This window comes from Streptomyces sp. NRRL S-378 (assembly GCF_000720645.1).
In the GTDB taxonomy this organism is placed as follows: Bacteria; Actinomycetota; Actinomycetes; order Streptomycetales; family Streptomycetaceae; genus Streptomyces.
On sequence record NZ_JOBX01000102.1, the window covers coordinates 1 to 16,908 of the forward strand.

The 16,908-nt window shown below is 69.9% G+C and carries 11 protein-coding genes and 1 pseudogene; 7 read left to right on the top strand and 5 right to left on the bottom strand.

The window, feature by feature from the left end:
• Positions 1-766: 766 nt before the first annotated feature.
• On the top strand, positions 767-2,338 hold the full coding sequence (locus tag IH80_RS0136570; protein WP_030966161.1) for a S8 family peptidase: 1,572 nt from the start codon (positions 767-769) through the stop codon (positions 2,336-2,338).
• A gap of 185 nt (positions 2,339-2,523) precedes the next feature.
• Here the strand turns inward: IH80_RS0136570 and IH80_RS0136580 are convergent, their stop codons facing one another.
• Positions 2,524-3,576 carry a helix-turn-helix domain-containing protein gene (locus IH80_RS0136580; protein ID WP_078906936.1) on the bottom strand — a complete coding sequence of 351 codons (1,053 nt, stop codon included), beginning with the start codon at positions 3,574-3,576 and terminating at the stop codon, positions 2,524-2,526.
• Positions 3,577-3,930: 354 nt separating this feature from the next.
• Here IH80_RS0136580 and IH80_RS0136585 point away from each other — a divergent pair, with 354 nt between their 5' ends.
• Both IH80_RS0136585 and IH80_RS0136590 read left to right on the top strand, forming a co-directional pair.
• Positions 3,931-4,437, top strand: coding sequence for a hypothetical protein (locus IH80_RS0136585; protein ID WP_030966163.1), 507 nt, complete (start codon positions 3,931-3,933; stop codon positions 4,435-4,437).
• A 257-nt stretch (positions 4,438-4,694) separates the two neighbouring features.
• The gene (locus tag IH80_RS0136590; protein WP_158943821.1) at positions 4,695-5,651 is read left to right on the top strand and encodes an endonuclease/exonuclease/phosphatase family protein; all 957 of its coding nucleotides are present in this window, start codon (positions 4,695-4,697) and stop codon (positions 5,649-5,651) included.
• A 485-nt stretch (positions 5,652-6,136) separates the two neighbouring features.
• Here the strand turns inward: IH80_RS0136590 and IH80_RS41285 are convergent, their stop codons facing one another.
• Positions 6,137-7,222 (bottom strand): lytic polysaccharide monooxygenase auxiliary activity family 9 protein, encoded by a 1,086-nt coding sequence (locus IH80_RS41285; protein ID WP_030966165.1) that lies wholly within the window; start codon positions 7,220-7,222, stop codon positions 6,137-6,139.
• Positions 7,223-8,289: 1,067 nt separating this feature from the next.
• Between IH80_RS41285 and IH80_RS0136605 the strand changes: the two genes are divergently transcribed.
• Positions 8,290-8,496 carry a hypothetical protein gene (locus IH80_RS0136605; RefSeq protein WP_051810318.1) on the top strand — a complete coding sequence of 69 codons (207 nt, stop codon included), beginning with the start codon at positions 8,290-8,292 and terminating at the stop codon, positions 8,494-8,496.
• Positions 8,497-8,587: 91 nt separating this feature from the next.
• Here the strand turns inward: IH80_RS0136605 and IH80_RS46630 are convergent, their stop codons facing one another.
• Positions 8,588-9,124: a cupin domain-containing protein gene (locus IH80_RS46630; protein WP_234432510.1), complete on the bottom strand. Its 537-nt coding sequence runs from the start codon at positions 9,122-9,124 to the stop codon at positions 8,588-8,590.
• A 328-nt stretch (positions 9,125-9,452) separates the two neighbouring features.
• Positions 9,453-10,313, bottom strand: coding sequence for a hypothetical protein (locus tag IH80_RS40210; protein WP_037882144.1), 861 nt, complete (start codon positions 10,311-10,313; stop codon positions 9,453-9,455).
• 486 nt (positions 10,314-10,799) lie between these two features.
• Here IH80_RS40210 and IH80_RS0136620 point away from each other — a divergent pair, with 486 nt between their 5' ends.
• Together IH80_RS0136620 and IH80_RS0136625 are read left to right on the top strand one after the other, a co-directional pair.
• Positions 10,800-14,531 (top strand): S8 family peptidase, encoded by a 3,732-nt coding sequence (locus tag IH80_RS0136620; RefSeq protein WP_030966168.1) that lies wholly within the window; start codon positions 10,800-10,802, stop codon positions 14,529-14,531.
• 137 nt (positions 14,532-14,668) lie between these two features.
• A complete protein-coding gene (locus tag IH80_RS0136625) occupies positions 14,669-15,667 on the top strand; it encodes a helix-turn-helix domain-containing protein (RefSeq protein ID WP_030966169.1) in 999 nt (332 codons plus the stop codon).
• Positions 15,668-15,694: 27 nt separating this feature from the next.
• Here the strand turns inward: IH80_RS0136625 and IH80_RS0136630 are convergent, their stop codons facing one another.
• A complete protein-coding gene (locus IH80_RS0136630) occupies positions 15,695-16,333 on the bottom strand; it encodes an HAD family hydrolase (RefSeq protein WP_030966170.1) in 639 nt (212 codons plus the stop codon).
• Between the two features lie 236 nt (positions 16,334-16,569).
• Here IH80_RS0136630 and IH80_RS0136635 point away from each other — a divergent pair.
• Positions 16,570-16,908, top strand: a pseudogene (locus IH80_RS0136635) (polyphosphate kinase 2); the annotation flags it as partial.

Consider the following 16,908-nt stretch of genomic DNA (forward strand, 5'->3'; position numbering starts at 1 on the left):
CACCTCACCGACCTCCCCGCCCCCGCCCACTACCACGCCGCACTCGCCACCCTCACCACCACCTCCCTCTGAATCCACGCCCAGGCGGACCCCTCCCGCTCACGAAAATTTCACAACTCGGCGCTCTGGCACCTCGGTAGGCGATCCCGGGTGGCTCCGCACCGCTCTCCCCCGCCTCCCCGCGGGTCCCGGAGCCGTCCGTCGGGCGGCCTCGGCGGGCGTCGCCCCCTCCCGCCCCGCACGGCCGGGACGCTCGGCAGGGAGCGTCCGCGTGGCGTGAACCCGCCGCTCCCTCCATACCTGCGGAGTGCATTCCTCCGCCAGGAGCGTCCGGGGAGGGTGCAGGCAGCGGCCGCTACCCGTCCTGCCGTCGCAGGAGGGCTTCCGCGCCGGCCCGGACGGGCTGCGCATCCGACTCCGGCCTGAAATCGAGCCCTTGCGTACCATCGCCGTCCGCGGCCGCAGCAGCAGGACGAGGACGCCTCCGGCTCGCACACGCCGCCTCGTCCCGCGCACCGGCCTTGCCCGCGTCATGTGCGGCCCGTCTTTGCCGAATCATGGCCGGAGCATGGCAAGGATGTTACGCGTCCGCCGGCCTCTTGTGGGCGGGCCGGGGGTGGGTCAACCTTTCGGAGGCGAAGGCGAGTTGACGGGTTGTCATGTACCTGGCCACAAGCCACGCATGGCGGCACATGTCGGCGGTTCGCGTCGGCCGTCGCCCCCGCTCCATCCCCGAAGTGCACCACCCATGAGGAGGACCCCCCACATGTCCGTGATGCGTCACACCCGCCGGAAGCTCGCCGGCATCAGCGCGACCGCCGTCGCGGCCCTCGCGCTCGGCGCGGCCGCCGCCCTGCCCGCCTCGGCCGCCGACAGCGGCGCGCAGGGCGTCATCGAGAACGCCGGCGCCGCGGGAACCATCTCCGGCAGCTACATCGTGACCCTGAAGGACTCCGCCGCCCGCTCCACTGCGGACAGCGGCAAGGCCGTGGCGAAGCGGTACGGCGCGACGATCGACCGGACCTACAGCTCGGCCCTGAACGGCTACTCCGTCAAGGTCTCCGAGGCACAGGCCAGGAAGCTCGCCGCCGACCCGGCGGTCCAGTCGGTCGTGCAGGACCGCGTCTTCACCGTGGACGCCACCCAGCCGAACCCGCCGTCCTGGGGCCTGGACCGGATCGACCAGCGGGCGCTGCCGCTGAACCAGAGCTACACCTACCCGGACAAGGCGGGCGAGGGCGTCACCGCCTACATCATCGACACCGGCGTGCGCATCACGCACCAGGACTTCGGCGGCCGCGCCTCCTACGGCTTCGACGCCATCGACAACGACAACACCGCCCAGGACGGCCACGGCCACGGCACGCACGTCGCGGGCACCGTCGCGGGCGGGGCCTACGGCGTGGCCAAGAAGGCCAAGATCGTCGGCGTCCGCGTCCTCGACAACAACGGCTCCGGCACGACCGCCCAGGTCGTGGCGGGCATCGACTGGGTGACCCGCAACGCCGTCAAGCCGGCCGTCGCCAACATGTCGCTCGGCGGCGGTGCCGACTCCGCGCTCGACACGGCCGTCCGCAACTCCATAGCCTCCGGCATCACCTACGGCGTCGCGGCGGGCAACGAGTCCACCAACGCCTCCACCAAGTCCCCGGCCCGCGTCGCCGAGGCCATCACCGTCGGCGCCACCACGAACACCGACGCCAAGGCGAGCTACTCCAACTACGGCAGCGTCCTGGACCTCTTCGCCCCGGGCTCCTCCATCACGTCCGCGTGGGGCACCGGGGACTCCGCCACCAACACCATCTCCGGCACCTCGATGGCCACGCCGCACGTGGTCGGAGCGGCGGCCCTCTACCTGTCGCAGAACACCTCCAGCACCCCGGCGCAGGTCCGGGACGCCCTGGTGACCGCCGCGACCCCGAACGTGGTGACCGGCCCCGGTACGGGCTCCCCGAACCTGCTGCTCAACGTCGGTGAGGGTGGCACCGTCCCGCCGGGCAAGCGCTTCGAGAACACCGCCGACTACGCGATCAGCGACAACGCGACCGTCGAATCCCCCGTCACCGTCAGCGGGGTCGCCGGCAACGCCCCGGCGGCGCTGACCGTCGCGGTCGACATCAAGCACACCTACATCGGTGACCTCAAGGTCGACCTGGTCGCGCCCGACGGCACCCTGTACAACCTGCACAACCGCTCCGGCGGCAGCGCGGACAACATCATCAAGACCGTCACCGTCAACGCCTCCTCCGAGGTCGCCAACGGGGTGTGGAAGCTCCGGGTGAACGACAACGCGAACCTCGACACCGGAAAGATCGACTCCTGGGCGCTGCAGTTCTGAGCACAAGAACCTGCGAACAAGAACTTGCGCACGGCGGACGGCGCGTGACTTCTGAGCCGCGATGAACAGGCGGGGGGGGCCACAACGGGCGCCCCCCCCGCCCCGCCCCGGGCCCGGGCCCCCCAACCACCCGGCGGGCCGCGGCGGGGGGGGAGGGGCGGGGACCAGGAGCGCGGCCGGCGCGGTCAGGCGGGGAGCCTTTCGGAGCCCGGCGTGCGCGTTCCCGGCGTGCGCGTTCCCGGCGTGCGCGTTCCCGGTGTGCGCGTTCCCGGTGTGCGCGTTCCCGGCGCGTCGTGCCGGAAGGAGCGGCGATAGGCGGCGGGCGTGGTGTGCAGGAGCGTGTGGAAGCGTCGGCGGAGGTTGGCTGCCGAGGACAGGCCGGTCCTGGCCGCGATGGTCTCGACGGCCAGATCCGTTTCCTCCAGGAGGGCCCGGGCCGCCATCACCCGCTGCCGCAGCAGCCAGTTGCCCGGGCTCGTACCCAGCTGCTCGGCGAACCTGCGGGCGAGCGTGCGCGTGGAGACGGCCCCGAACGCGGCGAGGTCGTCGACGGAGAGCGGCTCGTGCAGACGCTCCGCGGCCCAATCCAGGACGGGGGCGAGGGAGTCGGGGGTGCGATCGGTGAGGGGGAGCGTGGCGTACTGCAGCTGGCCGCCCTCGCGGTGAGGCGGCATGACCATGTGCCGGGCGACTTGGTTCGCGTAGGCGGCGCCCTGATCGGTGCGGATCAGATGCAGGCACAGGTCGATGCCCGCGGCCGTGCCCGCACTCGTGGCCACGTCGCCCAGGTCGACGTAGAGCACGTCGGGCTCGACCTGGAGGCTGGGGTGCCGCGCGGCGAGTTCGTCGGCCAAGCGCCAGTGAGTGGTCGCCTTGCGACCCTCCAGCAGTCCGGCTTCGGCGAGCAGGAAGGCGGCGGAGCACAACGCGACGATACGGGCCCCGCGGCGATGCGCCCGCCGTAGCGCGTCCACGACGCCGGGCGGAGGAGCGCTCCCGCGCTCCACCCAGCCGGGGATGAGAACCGTCTGCGCGCGCTGCAAGGCCGATAACCCGTGCGTGACCGCCATGTCGTAGCCGGCCAGCGTCGGCACGGGGCCGGGCCGCTCGGTGCAGACGTCGAACGTGTAACGGGCGGGCAGACCGGGCCGGTTCAAGCCGAAGACCTCGGCTGCACAGGCCAGCTCGAACGTGGACTGCGGCGGCATGAGAAGGCATACCACGCGGTGAAGACTCATGGCAGAAAAGTATCGCTGCATGTCAATCCTGACTCTGGGACGGAGCCGGATCGGCCGCGAGCATGATCTACGTGACTCAAGAACCCGACGTCGTACCGACCCTCCACGTCGACGACATCGACCCGGCCGAGGTCGCTCCCGCATCGTCCGCAGGCGCTTGTCGCCGCGCAGGGGACGCGTGGGTGGGTGTACGACTTCACCCCAGGTGCGCGATGGCGCGAAGACGACGGGCACGCGAGCGAGGAAACGCGGCTACGTGCTGTCCGGCGAGTCCATCGCCTCCATGCCGTACCAGGCACGTGCACCCGGCCCGAGCGCGACCGGCAGACCCACCCGGCGAAGGGACTCCCTCTCATGTTCGGCACGCTCATGCTCATCGCCGTTCCCTCCGCGCTGTTCCGGCTGCTCGGCGCATTCGGCGTCGGACGCTTCGCGACCTGGCGTCTCTCCGTGCTGCACGGCCTCGCGGTCATGCTGGTGTTCACGGCGACCGCGCACTTCGCCCCCTCCGCTCTCGGCCCCGTACCCGGCCACCACGACCTGGTGGCGATGGTCCCGCCGTATGTACCGTTCCCCCGCCTCGCGGTCTACGCGACGGGCGTGCTGGAACTCCTCGGCGCCGCCGGACTCGTCCGGGAAGCCACCCGGCCGGCGGCCGGAGTCGCCCTCGCCGCGCTGTTCGTCCTGATGCTCCCGGCCAATATCCACGCGGCCGTCGAGCACATCCCGTTCAACGGGGAGCCGGCGACGCCGCTGTGGTTCCGGATTCCCGAACAGGCGGTCTTCATCGGCATCGCACTGTGGGCCTACCTCCCGAGGCGCGCCGCGTCTGCCCACCGGTCCGGCAGCGTCTCGGCTTAGACGTCGTTTCGCGATGGCTGCGCGAGCAGAGGCGGCTGACACCACCATGGCCGTCGCACAGATCGGCCACCGGCGACTGGCCGGACCGAATCATCGAATTCTCCGTCGAGGCACGGCAGTCGTTCCAGGCAGGGGCACCTTGTCCGGCCATCGCCCCTTCTAACGCTGCATGACGGCCACGATGTGCACCCGAATGACAACGAAAGGGTTTACTGATGCGAGCGGCACTCCGAGCGCTCTTCGCAGCGTTCCTCCTCATGGGACTGGTGATTTCTTCCGGGTCCGGTCCCGCACGGGCCGACACTCCCGATGCGCAGAACTGGCCGAAGCCGAGGTTCGTCAGCTACAACGTCTGCGGGGCGGCGTGCGCCATCTACGAGGGGTCCAAGGACGCGTGGCGCAACAAGATCGTGAACGCCATGGAAAGCTGGGACGCTGATCTGGTCATGCTGCAGGAGATGTGTCACGGGCAGTGGACCCTGCTGCGCGACTCCCTGGAGGACCGCCCCATCGGCAACCAGTACGACTCGGTCTGGGGCGCGACGCTGTCGTCCACGGGCGGGTGTGCGAAGTGGGGCACCGACACGCGTTACGGCCTGGCCATTTTCGCCAAGGGTGCGCCCGGTACGATCAACAACGGCACGCGGTCCGTCAACTTCCTTCCCGAGGAGACACCGGGAGAGGACCGTATCCTCCTGTGCGCGCGGGCGACCGTGACGGGGCGCATGGTCCGTGCATGCAACACACACATCGACTACTCGTACAAAGTGATCGCCGACCCGGACCCCAAGGTTCCCCCGACGATCCTCAACAACCCCAAGGCGCAGATTCAAAAGGTTGCCGACATCACCAGGGGTTTCGCGAACGGTGGCGACCCGGTGGTCCTCGCGGGTGACTTCAACCAGCTCCCCAAGGACGTGGACATGGCCCCCCTCTACACCCACAGTGGTGGGACCGGGGTATTCCAGGAAGTCGACGAGAACGACAAGGACTACTTCACCGGAGCCGACTGTCCGCAGAGCGGGGATCGCTGCCGAAGTGGTGAAGCAACCGCCGAGCCGGGGTGTTCACCCAAGGTCAGCGAACCTGGGAAGATCGATTACATCTTCCTGAGCTACTACTGGTTCACCACCGTCCGTGGTGACTCCGCCGCCTGCACTCCGGGTATGTCGGACCATCACCTCCTGCGTGGAGCCGCCGCCTGGGAGCACTGACGCAGCGCCCGCGGCCCGACCGGATCGCAGCCCGACCGGTCGGCTCACGCCCTCGGCCCGGCCCGGTCCACCAGGAGCAGCGCCGGCCGGGCCGGTCCGCTCGGCACGGGAGCACAGCTGCCGTGCCCCCACGTATGGCAGACGACCCGGTTGCCCAATGACCGAACCCAGGAGAACATCGCGTTCCTCGTGGGCGCCATCATCGCCACCCGGACCTGATCGGAAACCCTGAGGAGGCGTCGCTGTTGTATGCCGGTTCCCGGCAGCCGCAGCGCTGCTGCTGCTGCCCACTCGGGCGGCAGCTGCGCGCGGCGTCCGCCTCCTCAGGGCCTACGCCAGCGGTGAGCAGGCGCAGGTGTGGGCTGGGCCGGATAGCGGGGTCGGGCGGCTGTTCCGGAATTCTGGAACACCCGCTGCCCGGGACCGACCGCCGGGGATCGGCCGCCTGGAGGAGGCGGTCGATCCCGGGCGGTGCGGTGGCTCGACTACCGCAGGAGCACGTCGGACACGGACAGGAAGAACTCGCCGGTCATGCCGCCGTTCTCACCGTTCGGGGTGTCCGGTCCGCCGTGGCCGCCCCAGATGTCCACGATCGCCGCCCGGCCGGTCCGGCGCGGGAACGAGGCGAACTCCCAGCTGGTGGATTCCTCTTCCCGGGGTGCACCGTGCACCTCGACCAGGAACGGGATCGGCTCCAGGTCCTTCCAGCTCAGGCCTTCCGAAGGAGCCCAGCTGGGGCGGGTGATGAACCACCGGTGGGACCAGCTCTCACCGTGGTGATACGCCATGTAGTCGTAGGTGAAGGTCTGGGTGGGGGCCGACGTGTCCAGCTCCGTCACAGGCCAGTCCCCGAGCGTGTCGTCCGGAGCCAGATCCAGACCGCGGAACGCCGGGTTCCCCGCGGACGCAAGGGTGTTCCCCTCGAAGAACTTGCGGTACTCAAGGTACTTCTGCGCGTCGTTCCACGGATAGTCGGCGAGCATCCTGTCAGCCCCCGGCACCACTTCAGCCCATTCAGTACTGGTGTTGACGCGGCGCGCCTCGACACAGATCCGTGAGGGGTCCAGGTCCCGGATCGCGGCGCCGGCCCGGCTGCGCGGATGGTTGGCCGTGCCGTGCCGCGGATCCACCGAGCCGGCCACAGGGGCCTTCTCGCGGGGCAGGCGCACCGCCCACTTCTGCATGCCGGCGCGATCCGAGCCGATGACGACCACATTGGTGAACGGCGTGAAGGCGCCATCCACCTTGGCACGGATCTTGACACGGAGCTGCCCTGTCGGCTCCTCGTCCCCCAGGTCGACCCAGTGGGAGTTGGACTGCATCCAGTTCCATGAGGACCAGTTGAGGAAGACCGTCTGCCGCAGTTCGTCGTCGAGCCACACCTCGTACAGGTGCGGGTAGGGCGCGTTGCCCTCGTTCCAGTCCGCCGGCGGGGGCCACGCCTCGTGATCGGGGGCGTTGTCCCCGATCTGCCATCGCAGGCTGATCCCGTACATCGTGTACTTGCCGTCATCGCGGTACCTGATGTCCGCGCGAAGGTCGGACGGAGCAGTCGTCTGGGACTTGCTCATGGTGTCCCCTTTCCTCGATCGAATCCATCCCTGAGGCCATCACCACGGAGCACCCATGCACCACCGAGAGTAATCGGCCATGACAGAACGTCACTGTAGATCATCCAGGCGCTATCGGGACAGACGGATCGCAGAGACCCGAAACCGGGCATTCAGTCCCTCGGACGTTGTTCCAGACCTCTGGAACAGCCGCTCGTCCACCGGACGGCCCTCCAGGGCCGTGCCGGAGGCCTACTGCCAGGAGGTACCGGCGCTCAGGCGGTTCAGGCGCCGGGCGACGGTGTCAGCATTCCCGAGCACCTCCGTCAGACGGTCCACGGCCACCCCGCACCGGCAAGACCCCGCAGCGCGGGCCGCTCAGCGGCCAGTCGCCGAGCTCGGCATCAGACGGCGGTCGATCGCGTGCCACCGCACGGGCGAACGCAAAACCCCGCCCGAGGCCATCAGCGACCGCATCGACGCTGTCGTACGCGCACACCGGCAGCCCCAGGTCTGCGACCGCCGCCGCAAGGAAGCCGCCCACCCGCATCGGCACTCCGCGGCACATGCGGTGACCAGGCTCCTGGGCCGGACCCGAGTTCCGACGCTGCTGGCCGCCCCTAGAGTGATCCGTATGCCGATATCCGTACATGCCCTCGCCCACCGGCCGTTGACCACTGCGGCAGTCGCGGAGCTCGTCGCACTACCGACCACACCGTACGTCCCTGAAGATGTTGACGCTGTCGATGCGGAGGTACGGCAACGGGGCTGGAGCTGGGAACACGAACTGGTCTGCGACTCGTTCCGCCCCGGGTGCGGACACGTGCTGTGCACCGACGGCATCAGCCCGTTCGGGCGCTCGGATGCCCGGTACTCCCTGGTCTTCGGCCAGCTGTACCCCGTCGACCCTGACGACGGGAACATGACCAACGGCCCATGGCTGTACAGCCTCATGGACGACTGGCAGCAGCAGCCTGGTTGGAGTGGCCGCCGACCGGGCACCGACCAGGACTGCGAGAGGGTGCTCGCACAGGCGGCGCAGGCAGTGACAGGCTATCTCGGAGCGGACGGTTCCGTCATCCGAAGCGATGGTCGCCGGCCCCCTGCTGACGCACCGCATCTGGCGCACCCCCACCCATGCGCTGGTACTCGGACCAGCGGCCGACAACGGCCCCTACGGCTACCTCAGTCACCTGCAGTTGTCCTGTACGCCACTGACCTGCGGTCCTGACCTGCCGCCCGCGGACGACGAAGACAGCCTGACCAGGTGGATCACCTCGCACGTCGACTGGTGACCCGGCCTTCAGGAAGGTCTCTGCCCGTCCTCGGGACGATCACGATATCGCCGCCCGGAATCCGGCGGAGCACCCCGACGGAGGTCCATTTTCAGCCGCCCTTCTCCGCGGTCACGGCATCGCCTGCCGCCAAGGCCCCTGCCGGCGCCGACGCGACGACCACGCAGACGGGCACGCCGCCGCACACCCCAAGCTCTTCAACCGCATGATCGGACAGCTCTCCCACTGCCTCCAGCACGGCGAACGGTTCGACGAGGCGGCCGCCTTCCCCACGCCACCCTCGTGACCGAGACGACTGCCGCCTGAACTGCGGCAACGCACCTTGCTCAGGTCGCCCATCCTCGGCCCCCGTGTCGACCGGCAGGTGAGGCGTGTCCGCAGGGATGTGGATGTAGTCGCCGGCGCGCGGAACCACATGCTCGGCCAAGCCAGGGCCGTGCCAGACCTCGACCTGCCCGGACTGGATGAGAATGGCCGACTCGTGTCCCTCGTGGAGGTGAGGACGCCCCCGCGTCCTTGCGGGCACCACCAGCCGATGCAGGCACAACCGCTCCGCGCCCGCGGACTGGGCGCTGATCCCCGCCCCGAAACTGCCGCCCTGGATGCCTTCGTACGTACCGGTCCGCACGACCGTGCACTGCTTCTGATCTGCCCTGCGGGCAGTACACCAGCCGGCCGACGGCGGCCATGCAGTTCCCGCCACCGTCGCCGACGACTCGCACCGCCGCATCACGGGGCGCCACCGCCGGTCCCGCGTGGCTGGTGATCCATCGAACTGGCCGAGCACCTCAAGGCATCGCGGCCGCCCCCCACGGCACGCGAGGAGCGCCACGTTGCGGCCGGTCACGTCACCCCGTCGGACCGGGGCGCGGACCTCCACCTCCAGGACGTCGTCGGCGGCGACAACGCGAATGGGGCCTCGGCATCGGCCTGCCCCGTCGGTACCGCTGGCAGGGTCAGTTCGCGCAGATGACGGTGAGGCTGCTGGCAGCGGTCGTACGGGAGGGCTCACGAACACTTGCCGACCACTTGACGGCTCCGGAGACGAACTCGGGCCGTGAGCTGGTCACTACGGCCGTGTTGTACCCGGCGACTCCACCGCTGAGGGGGGACTTGCCGCTGGGGCAGGCCAGTGACCTGGCGGTGCTGTTGGGTGCATCGGCCACCGGCAGCTCGACGATCTCGTATCCGGGGACCGGGTTCGCGCAGACCGCGGTCACCGCAAGGCCCACCGTGGTCGCGGAGAGGGACTGGCCGCTCGCCGTCCACAGCGACGGCGACCCCTCCTTGGGGCGCGGGGCAACGCTGACCCGGAGTGCCGGGTCCTTGCCCCGCGTCTCCGCGCCACCGCTCACCACCACCTTCCCGGCGGGGCAAGCCGCTTCGCGCGAGGCCCTGTTGGCGACGTCGGACGATGGCAGGCTGACGAGCTGGTACCCGGGCAGAGCCGCGCTGTTGGCGCAGAGCATGTACGCGGTGAGGGTCACCTGGGGCTTGCCCACCTGCCGCGCCACCATGGTCCACCTGCTGGAGCTGCCCACGAGGGTGGGGAAGCTGCCGACGAGAACAGCACCCGCGCCCTGCACGTCCGCGCCGCCGGAGACGGCCACCTTCCCCGCCGGACACTCGAAGGTCAGCGGGGTGAGGTTGTCGACCGTGGTCGGGTCGCTGTAGAGCATCTGGTAGCCGGGCAGATCCCTCATGCTCCGCTCGCTCGACGTGACGGTCTGTGCCTGCCCCGGCATCGTCGAACCGGCCAAGGTCGCCAGCGCGACGACGGTCGTGGCAAGGAAACGGCGGGGCGTGGTCATCCTCATGAAACAGCAGCTCCTGATCGGCGCGGCCGACCCTGCCCGCTGCCGCCTGCCTGACGCGGCGCGGACAGCGGGGCGGGGATTCCGGCAGGCGACGGTGACCACGATTCGGGTCACTGATCCACTGTGTAGTCACTCACGGTCACGCCGAGGAAGCCGGGTAACGCCCCTTCACCCGGTTGGCACAGCACCTTCACCTGCCGAAACGATTGCCCCAACCGAGACTGCGCCGCCAGCAGTCCGACCGTGCCTTTCTGCTCCCGCGCGGGTACGGCCCGCCTCACCACTCGCCGCCCCCGCCGGATGAGGCCACCACACATCGGATGCCGGGAGACCGTGCCGAGACGGAATGTGGTCGCCGATCCCCACGTCGTATGGCGTCTTTGCACCCTCTTTCGCGCGGTTCAGGGCTGGCAAGCATCTGCCATGGCGAGGACTTGCCGTCATGATGCCTTCACGTCGGCGCTCTCGGGTCGATAGACCCTTGGCATGTCCTCCCCCTTTCGTGTTTCCGCCTTCCGGCGTCGGCGCTGGCAGCTGATGTCGGCCGTCACCGCGGTGCCGCTGCTGGCGTCGGGGCTTGCGGCCCTGCAAGCGCCCGCACAAGCCGCTCCGAGCAAGCCCACCCATCCCGCCAAGTCCTCGGCGACCCACAAGGTCACCCTGGTCACCGGCGATGTCGTCACGGTCACCACGATGGCCGACGGCAAGCAGAGCGCCGAAGTCGAACGGCCCGACAGCGCCGTCGGCGGCGTGAAGATCCAGCAGGTCAAGGGAGACCTGTTCGTCATCCCGGACGAGGCGGCGCCGCTGCTGGGCACGGACAAGCTGGACCGGCGTCTGTTCAACGTGACCGATCTGATCGAGATGGGCTACGACGACGCGAAGTCGGCTGCTGTTCCGCTGATCGCGACGTACGCCGAGTCGAAGTCCCGGTCGGCCGGGGAGCGGGCGGCCCCCCGGGGCAGCAAGGTGACCCGCCCTCTCAAGGGCATCGGCGGTGCCGCGCTCAGCACCGAGAAGCGGCAGGCCCGCACCTTCTGGACCACGGTCGCGCCGCAGGGCAGCCCGTCGCTGGGCGAGGGCGTGGCGAAGCTGTGGCTCGACGGTCGGGTGAAGGCCAGTCTGAAGGAGAGCGTGCCGCTGATCGGGGCGCCCGAGGCCTGGGCGGCCGGGTACGACGGCAAGGGCATCAAGGTCGCGGTGCTCGACACCGGCATCGACGTCAACCACCCCGACTTCGCCGGCCTGATCGACGGCACGGCGAGCTTTGTGCCGGGTGAGGCCGTCACCGACGTCAACGGGCACGGCACGCATGTCGCCGGCACGATCGTCGGTTCGGGCGCCGCCTCCGGGGGCGGCAACAAGGGCGTCGCCCCCGGCGCCGACCTGTTCGTCGGCAAGGTCCTCGGCGGAGCGGAGGGCTCCGGCCAGGACTCCTGGGTCATGGCCGGTATGCAGTGGGCCGCCGAGTCCGGTGTGGACGTCGTCAACATGAGCCTCGGCGACTCCTACCCGACGGACGGCAGCGACCCCATGTCGCAAACGGTGGACGCACTGTCCGCGCAATACGGCACGCTGTTCGTCATAGCCGCCGGCAACTCCGGCCCGGAGAGCATCTCAGCCCCGGGCGCGGCCGCCTCGGCGCTGACCGTCGCCGCCACGGACCAGCAGGACCGGCTCGCGTCCTTCTCCAGCACCGGACCGCTGGCCCACTCCGGCGGTATGAAGCCCGACATCGCGGCGCCCGGCGTGGACATCACCGCGGCGCGTTCGCAGGAGATGAGCGGCGGCGGTGAGGGCCCCTACCGCACCCTCAGCGGCACCTCGATGGCCACCCCGCACGTGGCCGGCGCGGCCGCCGTGCTGGCCCAGCAGCACCCCGACTGGACCGGCGCGCAGCTCAAGGAACACCTGATGAGCACGGCGAAGGGCTTGGACGGCGGGTACTCGCCGTACGAGGCCGGCACCGGTCGTCTCGACGTGGCCGCCGCCGTGCGCACCACGGTCCGCGGCACCGGGTCCCTCTTCTTCGGCAGTTACACATGGCCGCACGAGCCGAGCGACGCCGCCGTCACCAAGGATCTGACCTTCACCAACACCGGTTCCGCCGAGGTCACCCTGAACCTGGCGCACACCGGCGGCGACCCGTTCACGCTGGGAGCCGCGAGGGTCACCGTCCCGGCGCGCGGCACCGCCACCGTCCCGGTGACCGGTGACCCGAAGGCCGCCTCGGCCGGCCGGCACACCGGCTACGTGACGGCCACCGACGCCACCACCGGGCAGCCGGTGACCCGCACGTCCGTGGCGCTGCTCAAGGAGGAGGAGCGCTACGACCTGAACATCAAGCTGGTCGGCCGGGACGGCAGGCCCGCCGCCGGCTGGGTCACGGTCAACCTGGCCGGCGACTTCTGGCCCTGGTCGCTCTACGTCGACGGCTCCACCACCATGCGCATGGCACCCGGCACGTACACCGCCGCGGGATATCTGGACGTGGCGGGCGAGAAGGCCGACCGCTCGGGTCTGGCCGTGCTGGTCGACCCGGAGACCGTGCTCAAGGACCGCTCCGCGGACGTGGTGCTGGACGCCGGCAAGGCGCGCCTGCTGCAGACCGAGGCACCGCAGCGCACTGAGGACCGGCAGCGCAAGGTCGACTTCAACGTCCACTACAAGGGCCTCGACCCGTTCATGGACTACCGCAGCGCGTACGTGCTGCCGCTGACGTACGACGACGTCTACGTCGCGCCTACGGAGCCGATGAAGCAGGGCGAGTTCGTGCTGACCACCCGGTGGCGCAAGGGTGAGCCGCAGCTCGGCCTGAACACACCGGGCGGCCGGCTCCCGTTCGAGGCACTGGTGCAGGCGGGCAGCGCCCTGGGGACCGCCCGGGACACGCTGGACGCCGTCCACGCGGGCAACGGCGCGACGGCCGCGTACGCGAAGGTCAAGGCCAAGGGCAAGGTCGTCGTCGTCGACCGCAGCGACGAGGTCTCCCCCCAGGAGCGCACCGAGGCCGCGGTCGCGGCCGGTGCGAAGGCGCTGATCGTCGTGAACGACGGGGTCGGCGGGCTGATGGAGTACGTCGGCGAATCGAACATCCCGGTCGCCTCCGTGCACCGCGAGGCGGGCAAGGCCCTTGTCGCGATGGCCAAGACCGGCGGCCACAAGCTGACCGTGGAGCAGACCGAGTACACGCCGTTCGTGTACGACCTCACCCGGGAGTACCCCGGCCAGGTTCCGGACAGGCCCCTCGTCTACAAGCCGACCAAGGACGACCTCGCCCGCATCGACGCCCGCTACTACTCGGCCACGGACGGCCGGTCGGCGGAAGGCTACCGGTCCGACTTCACCCTCAGCCCGTCGGTCAACTTCCCCGAGCGCGAGTGGCACCCGGGCACCCGCACCGAGTGGGTGACACCGGGCCAGGTCTGGAGGGAGTTCCACGCGCAGGGCGTCGACACAGCGCTGCCGTGGGTGATGGTGTCGGGCGACAACACGTACGCCAAGGGCAGCACCACCCGGCTGGACTGGTTCGCTCCGGCGACCAGGCCCGCCCAGAGCGAGTCCTTCGGCGTGTACAACTCCCGCTGGCAGAACCACATGACCTGGAACGTGCAGGCGTGGGCCTCAGCCAGCGACACCATGCGGCTGGGCGGCTTCCTGCAGTGGGGCGAGACGCCGACCCGTCTGCAGGTCTTCCAGGGCGACAGGCTGATCCACGACAACCCGCACAGCACGGACATGCAGTGGGTGGAGGTCCCGGCGGGCAACCTGCCCTACCGCGCGGTCCTCGACGCCGAGCGGCCCGGTGACCTCTTCCGGCTGTCGACGCGCACCCACACCGAATGGACGTTCATGTCCGACACCGTCGACTCGGAGTCCTTCGAGCCGTTCCCCGTGCTGAACCTGGACTACACGCTGGAGTCCGACCTGCACGGCGACGTCAAGGCCAACGCGACCCAGGAGATCGCGCTCAAGCCGGTGTCGATGGGCCTCGGCACGGTGCCGGGCACCGTCAAGTCGGTGAAACTGGACATCTCGCACGACGAAGGCGCCACCTGGCAGAAGGTGGCCGTGACCAAGGGAGCCGACGGCCGCTGGACGGGTTCGTTCAGGACGGCCAAGAAGCCCGGCGGTTTCCTCTCGGTCCGCGCGAGCGCCGAGACGGACAGCGGTTTCGGCGTCAAGAACGAGATCATCCGGGCATACGGCCTGCGATGACCCGCACTGACGGGCCCCGGGGCGGCGACTCCCCGGGGCCCTTCCCCTCGCACCTGCTCCCACCAGGGACTATTCAGGGTCTGCCACCATGGCGGATACTCTCCCCGCTGCGGCAAGCGGAAGGGAGTCGGTCGCCGATGCTGGATGTCCTGGGACTCGACCCCGACGACGAGCGTGTCTACCGGGCGCTGATCGGACGGTCGCACTCCACCGCGCTCCTGCTGAGCGACGAGATCGCCCTCCCGCACGCCCACGTCGACAAGGCCTTGTCCCGTCTGGTCGGGTGGGGGCTGGTGACGAGGTCGGCGGACGACCGGTTCACCGCTGCGCCGCCGGCCATGGCCCTCGGCGCTCTCATCAGCCAGCGCCGGGACGGGCTGCGCATGGCCGAGCACGCCCTGGTGACCTTCGCCGAGGAGCACCGGGCGGCGATGACCGGGAGCAGCATCAGCGATCTGATCGAGGTGGTCACGGGCGCCGACGCCATCCGCCACCGCTTCCTCCAGGTGCAGCAGGCGGCCCGCGCGCAGGTCCGGTCCTTCATCACCGCACCGTTCGTCGCCCTGCCGCCCGACGAGAACACGGCCGAGCCCGCGGCCATCGGCCGCGGCGTGCGGTTCCGGGCGGTGCTGGACAGGGCCGTGCTGGCAGAACCGGGCATCGTCGACGACGCGATCGATTCACTGGGCAAGGGCGTGCAGCTCCGGGTTGCCGACGAGCTGCCGATGAAGCTCGTGCTGGCCGATGCCGACCTCGGCCTCGTTCCCCTCGCGGTCACCCCGGACGGGGAGCCGGGCGCCGTGCTGCTGCACCGCAGCGGCCTGCTGGACGCGCTCGACGCACTGTTCGAGACGGTATGGCGCACCGCTCACCCGCTGGCGCTGTCGGCCACGGGCGGAGGACCCGAAGCCACCGTCGAGGTCGGCCCGAAAGGCCCGACCGAGCTCGACCGCAGGATCCTCGGGCTGCTCCTGGCCGGCCTGACGGACCTGACGGCCGCGGCACAACTCGGTCTGTCGGCGCGGACGCTGCACCGGCGTCTGCGTCATCTCATGGACATGGCCGGCGTACGCAGCCGGATGCAGCTCGGCGCCTGCGCGGTTCGAAACGGCTGGGTGGACCCCCCGCACACGTGACCGGCATTCAGACCGGCCAGGCGGAACTCACGCGATCGGGACACGCCCCGGGACCAAGGGCCCGGCGTCCAAGTGGGCCGCGATGCGTGCGATGGTGCGGGCGTTGTCCTCGAACAAGTGGGCCTGCATGCCCGCCGCCCGGGCGGCCTCGACGTTGACTGCGACGTCGTCGATGAAGAGGCAGTCCTGCGGCCGCACGTCCAAGTCGGCGCACACGGCCTCGAAGGCACGCCGGTCGGGCTTCTCGATGCCGATCTCGTGGGAGTAGACGATCTGCTCCACCAGTTCATCGAAGTGGTACAGCGTCGTCTCCCGCTCCCGGGCGCCGACGAAGCTGTTGCTCAGGATGCCCAGCCTGCAGCGGCCCTGCAGCCCCCGCACGTAGTCGATGAGGTCCTCGTTCGGCGCCCCCAGATACTCCGCCCAGAGATCGGCCATGAAGGCTTCACCCTGGAGGGCGTCGAGCCCCAAACGGGCCGCCACCTGCTCGTGGACCTCTTGCTCGCTGATGCTCCCGACGCTCCCAGCGCGCCACACGTCGTGCATCCGCTCATGGACAGTGCCCCGTGGCAACTCCAGCCGCTCTTCCCAACGTTGTACCCATCCGGTGTCCGGCGTGATCTCCAGCACGCCCCCGATATCGAGAATGACGCAGGTCGCGGTCACGTGAATCCCCCTCTTCGTCCTCGACCGGCGAGCACGACCGCCCGCTCATGTGATCGACAGACACACTGTCGTCTCTCCCTCCGGGGCAAGGTCAAGTGATCTTCGAAGCCTGTGACACTCCCGTCGCAACCCGCCGACCCGACTCACTCCACGCAGTAGGCGCCTCCGCGACTCCAGCGCTCCGTGACCGACTGCCTGGTCCCCATATTCGGTTGCCGTTCGGGTAGGCGCGTGGCGTGACTGATCTGGAATCGCAGCAACAGGAACCCGAGGACCTGCTCTCCGGCCTGAGCGTGGACGACCGCCGGCCCGAGCAGCCTGTCCTGCTGGACGCCTCCGGGGCGCCGATCAATACGTGGCGGGAGAACTACCCCTACAACCGAAAGGTCCGCCGTCGGGAGTACGAGCGGACGAAACGGGTCCTGCAGATCGAACTCCTCAAACTGCAGCACTGGGTCCAGCGCACGGGTGCGCGCCTGGTGGTGATCTGCGAGGGCCGGGACGCGGCGGGCAAGGGCGGCACGATCCAGCGGTTCACGGAGCGGCTCAATCCCCGCGGGGCGCGGATCGTGGCC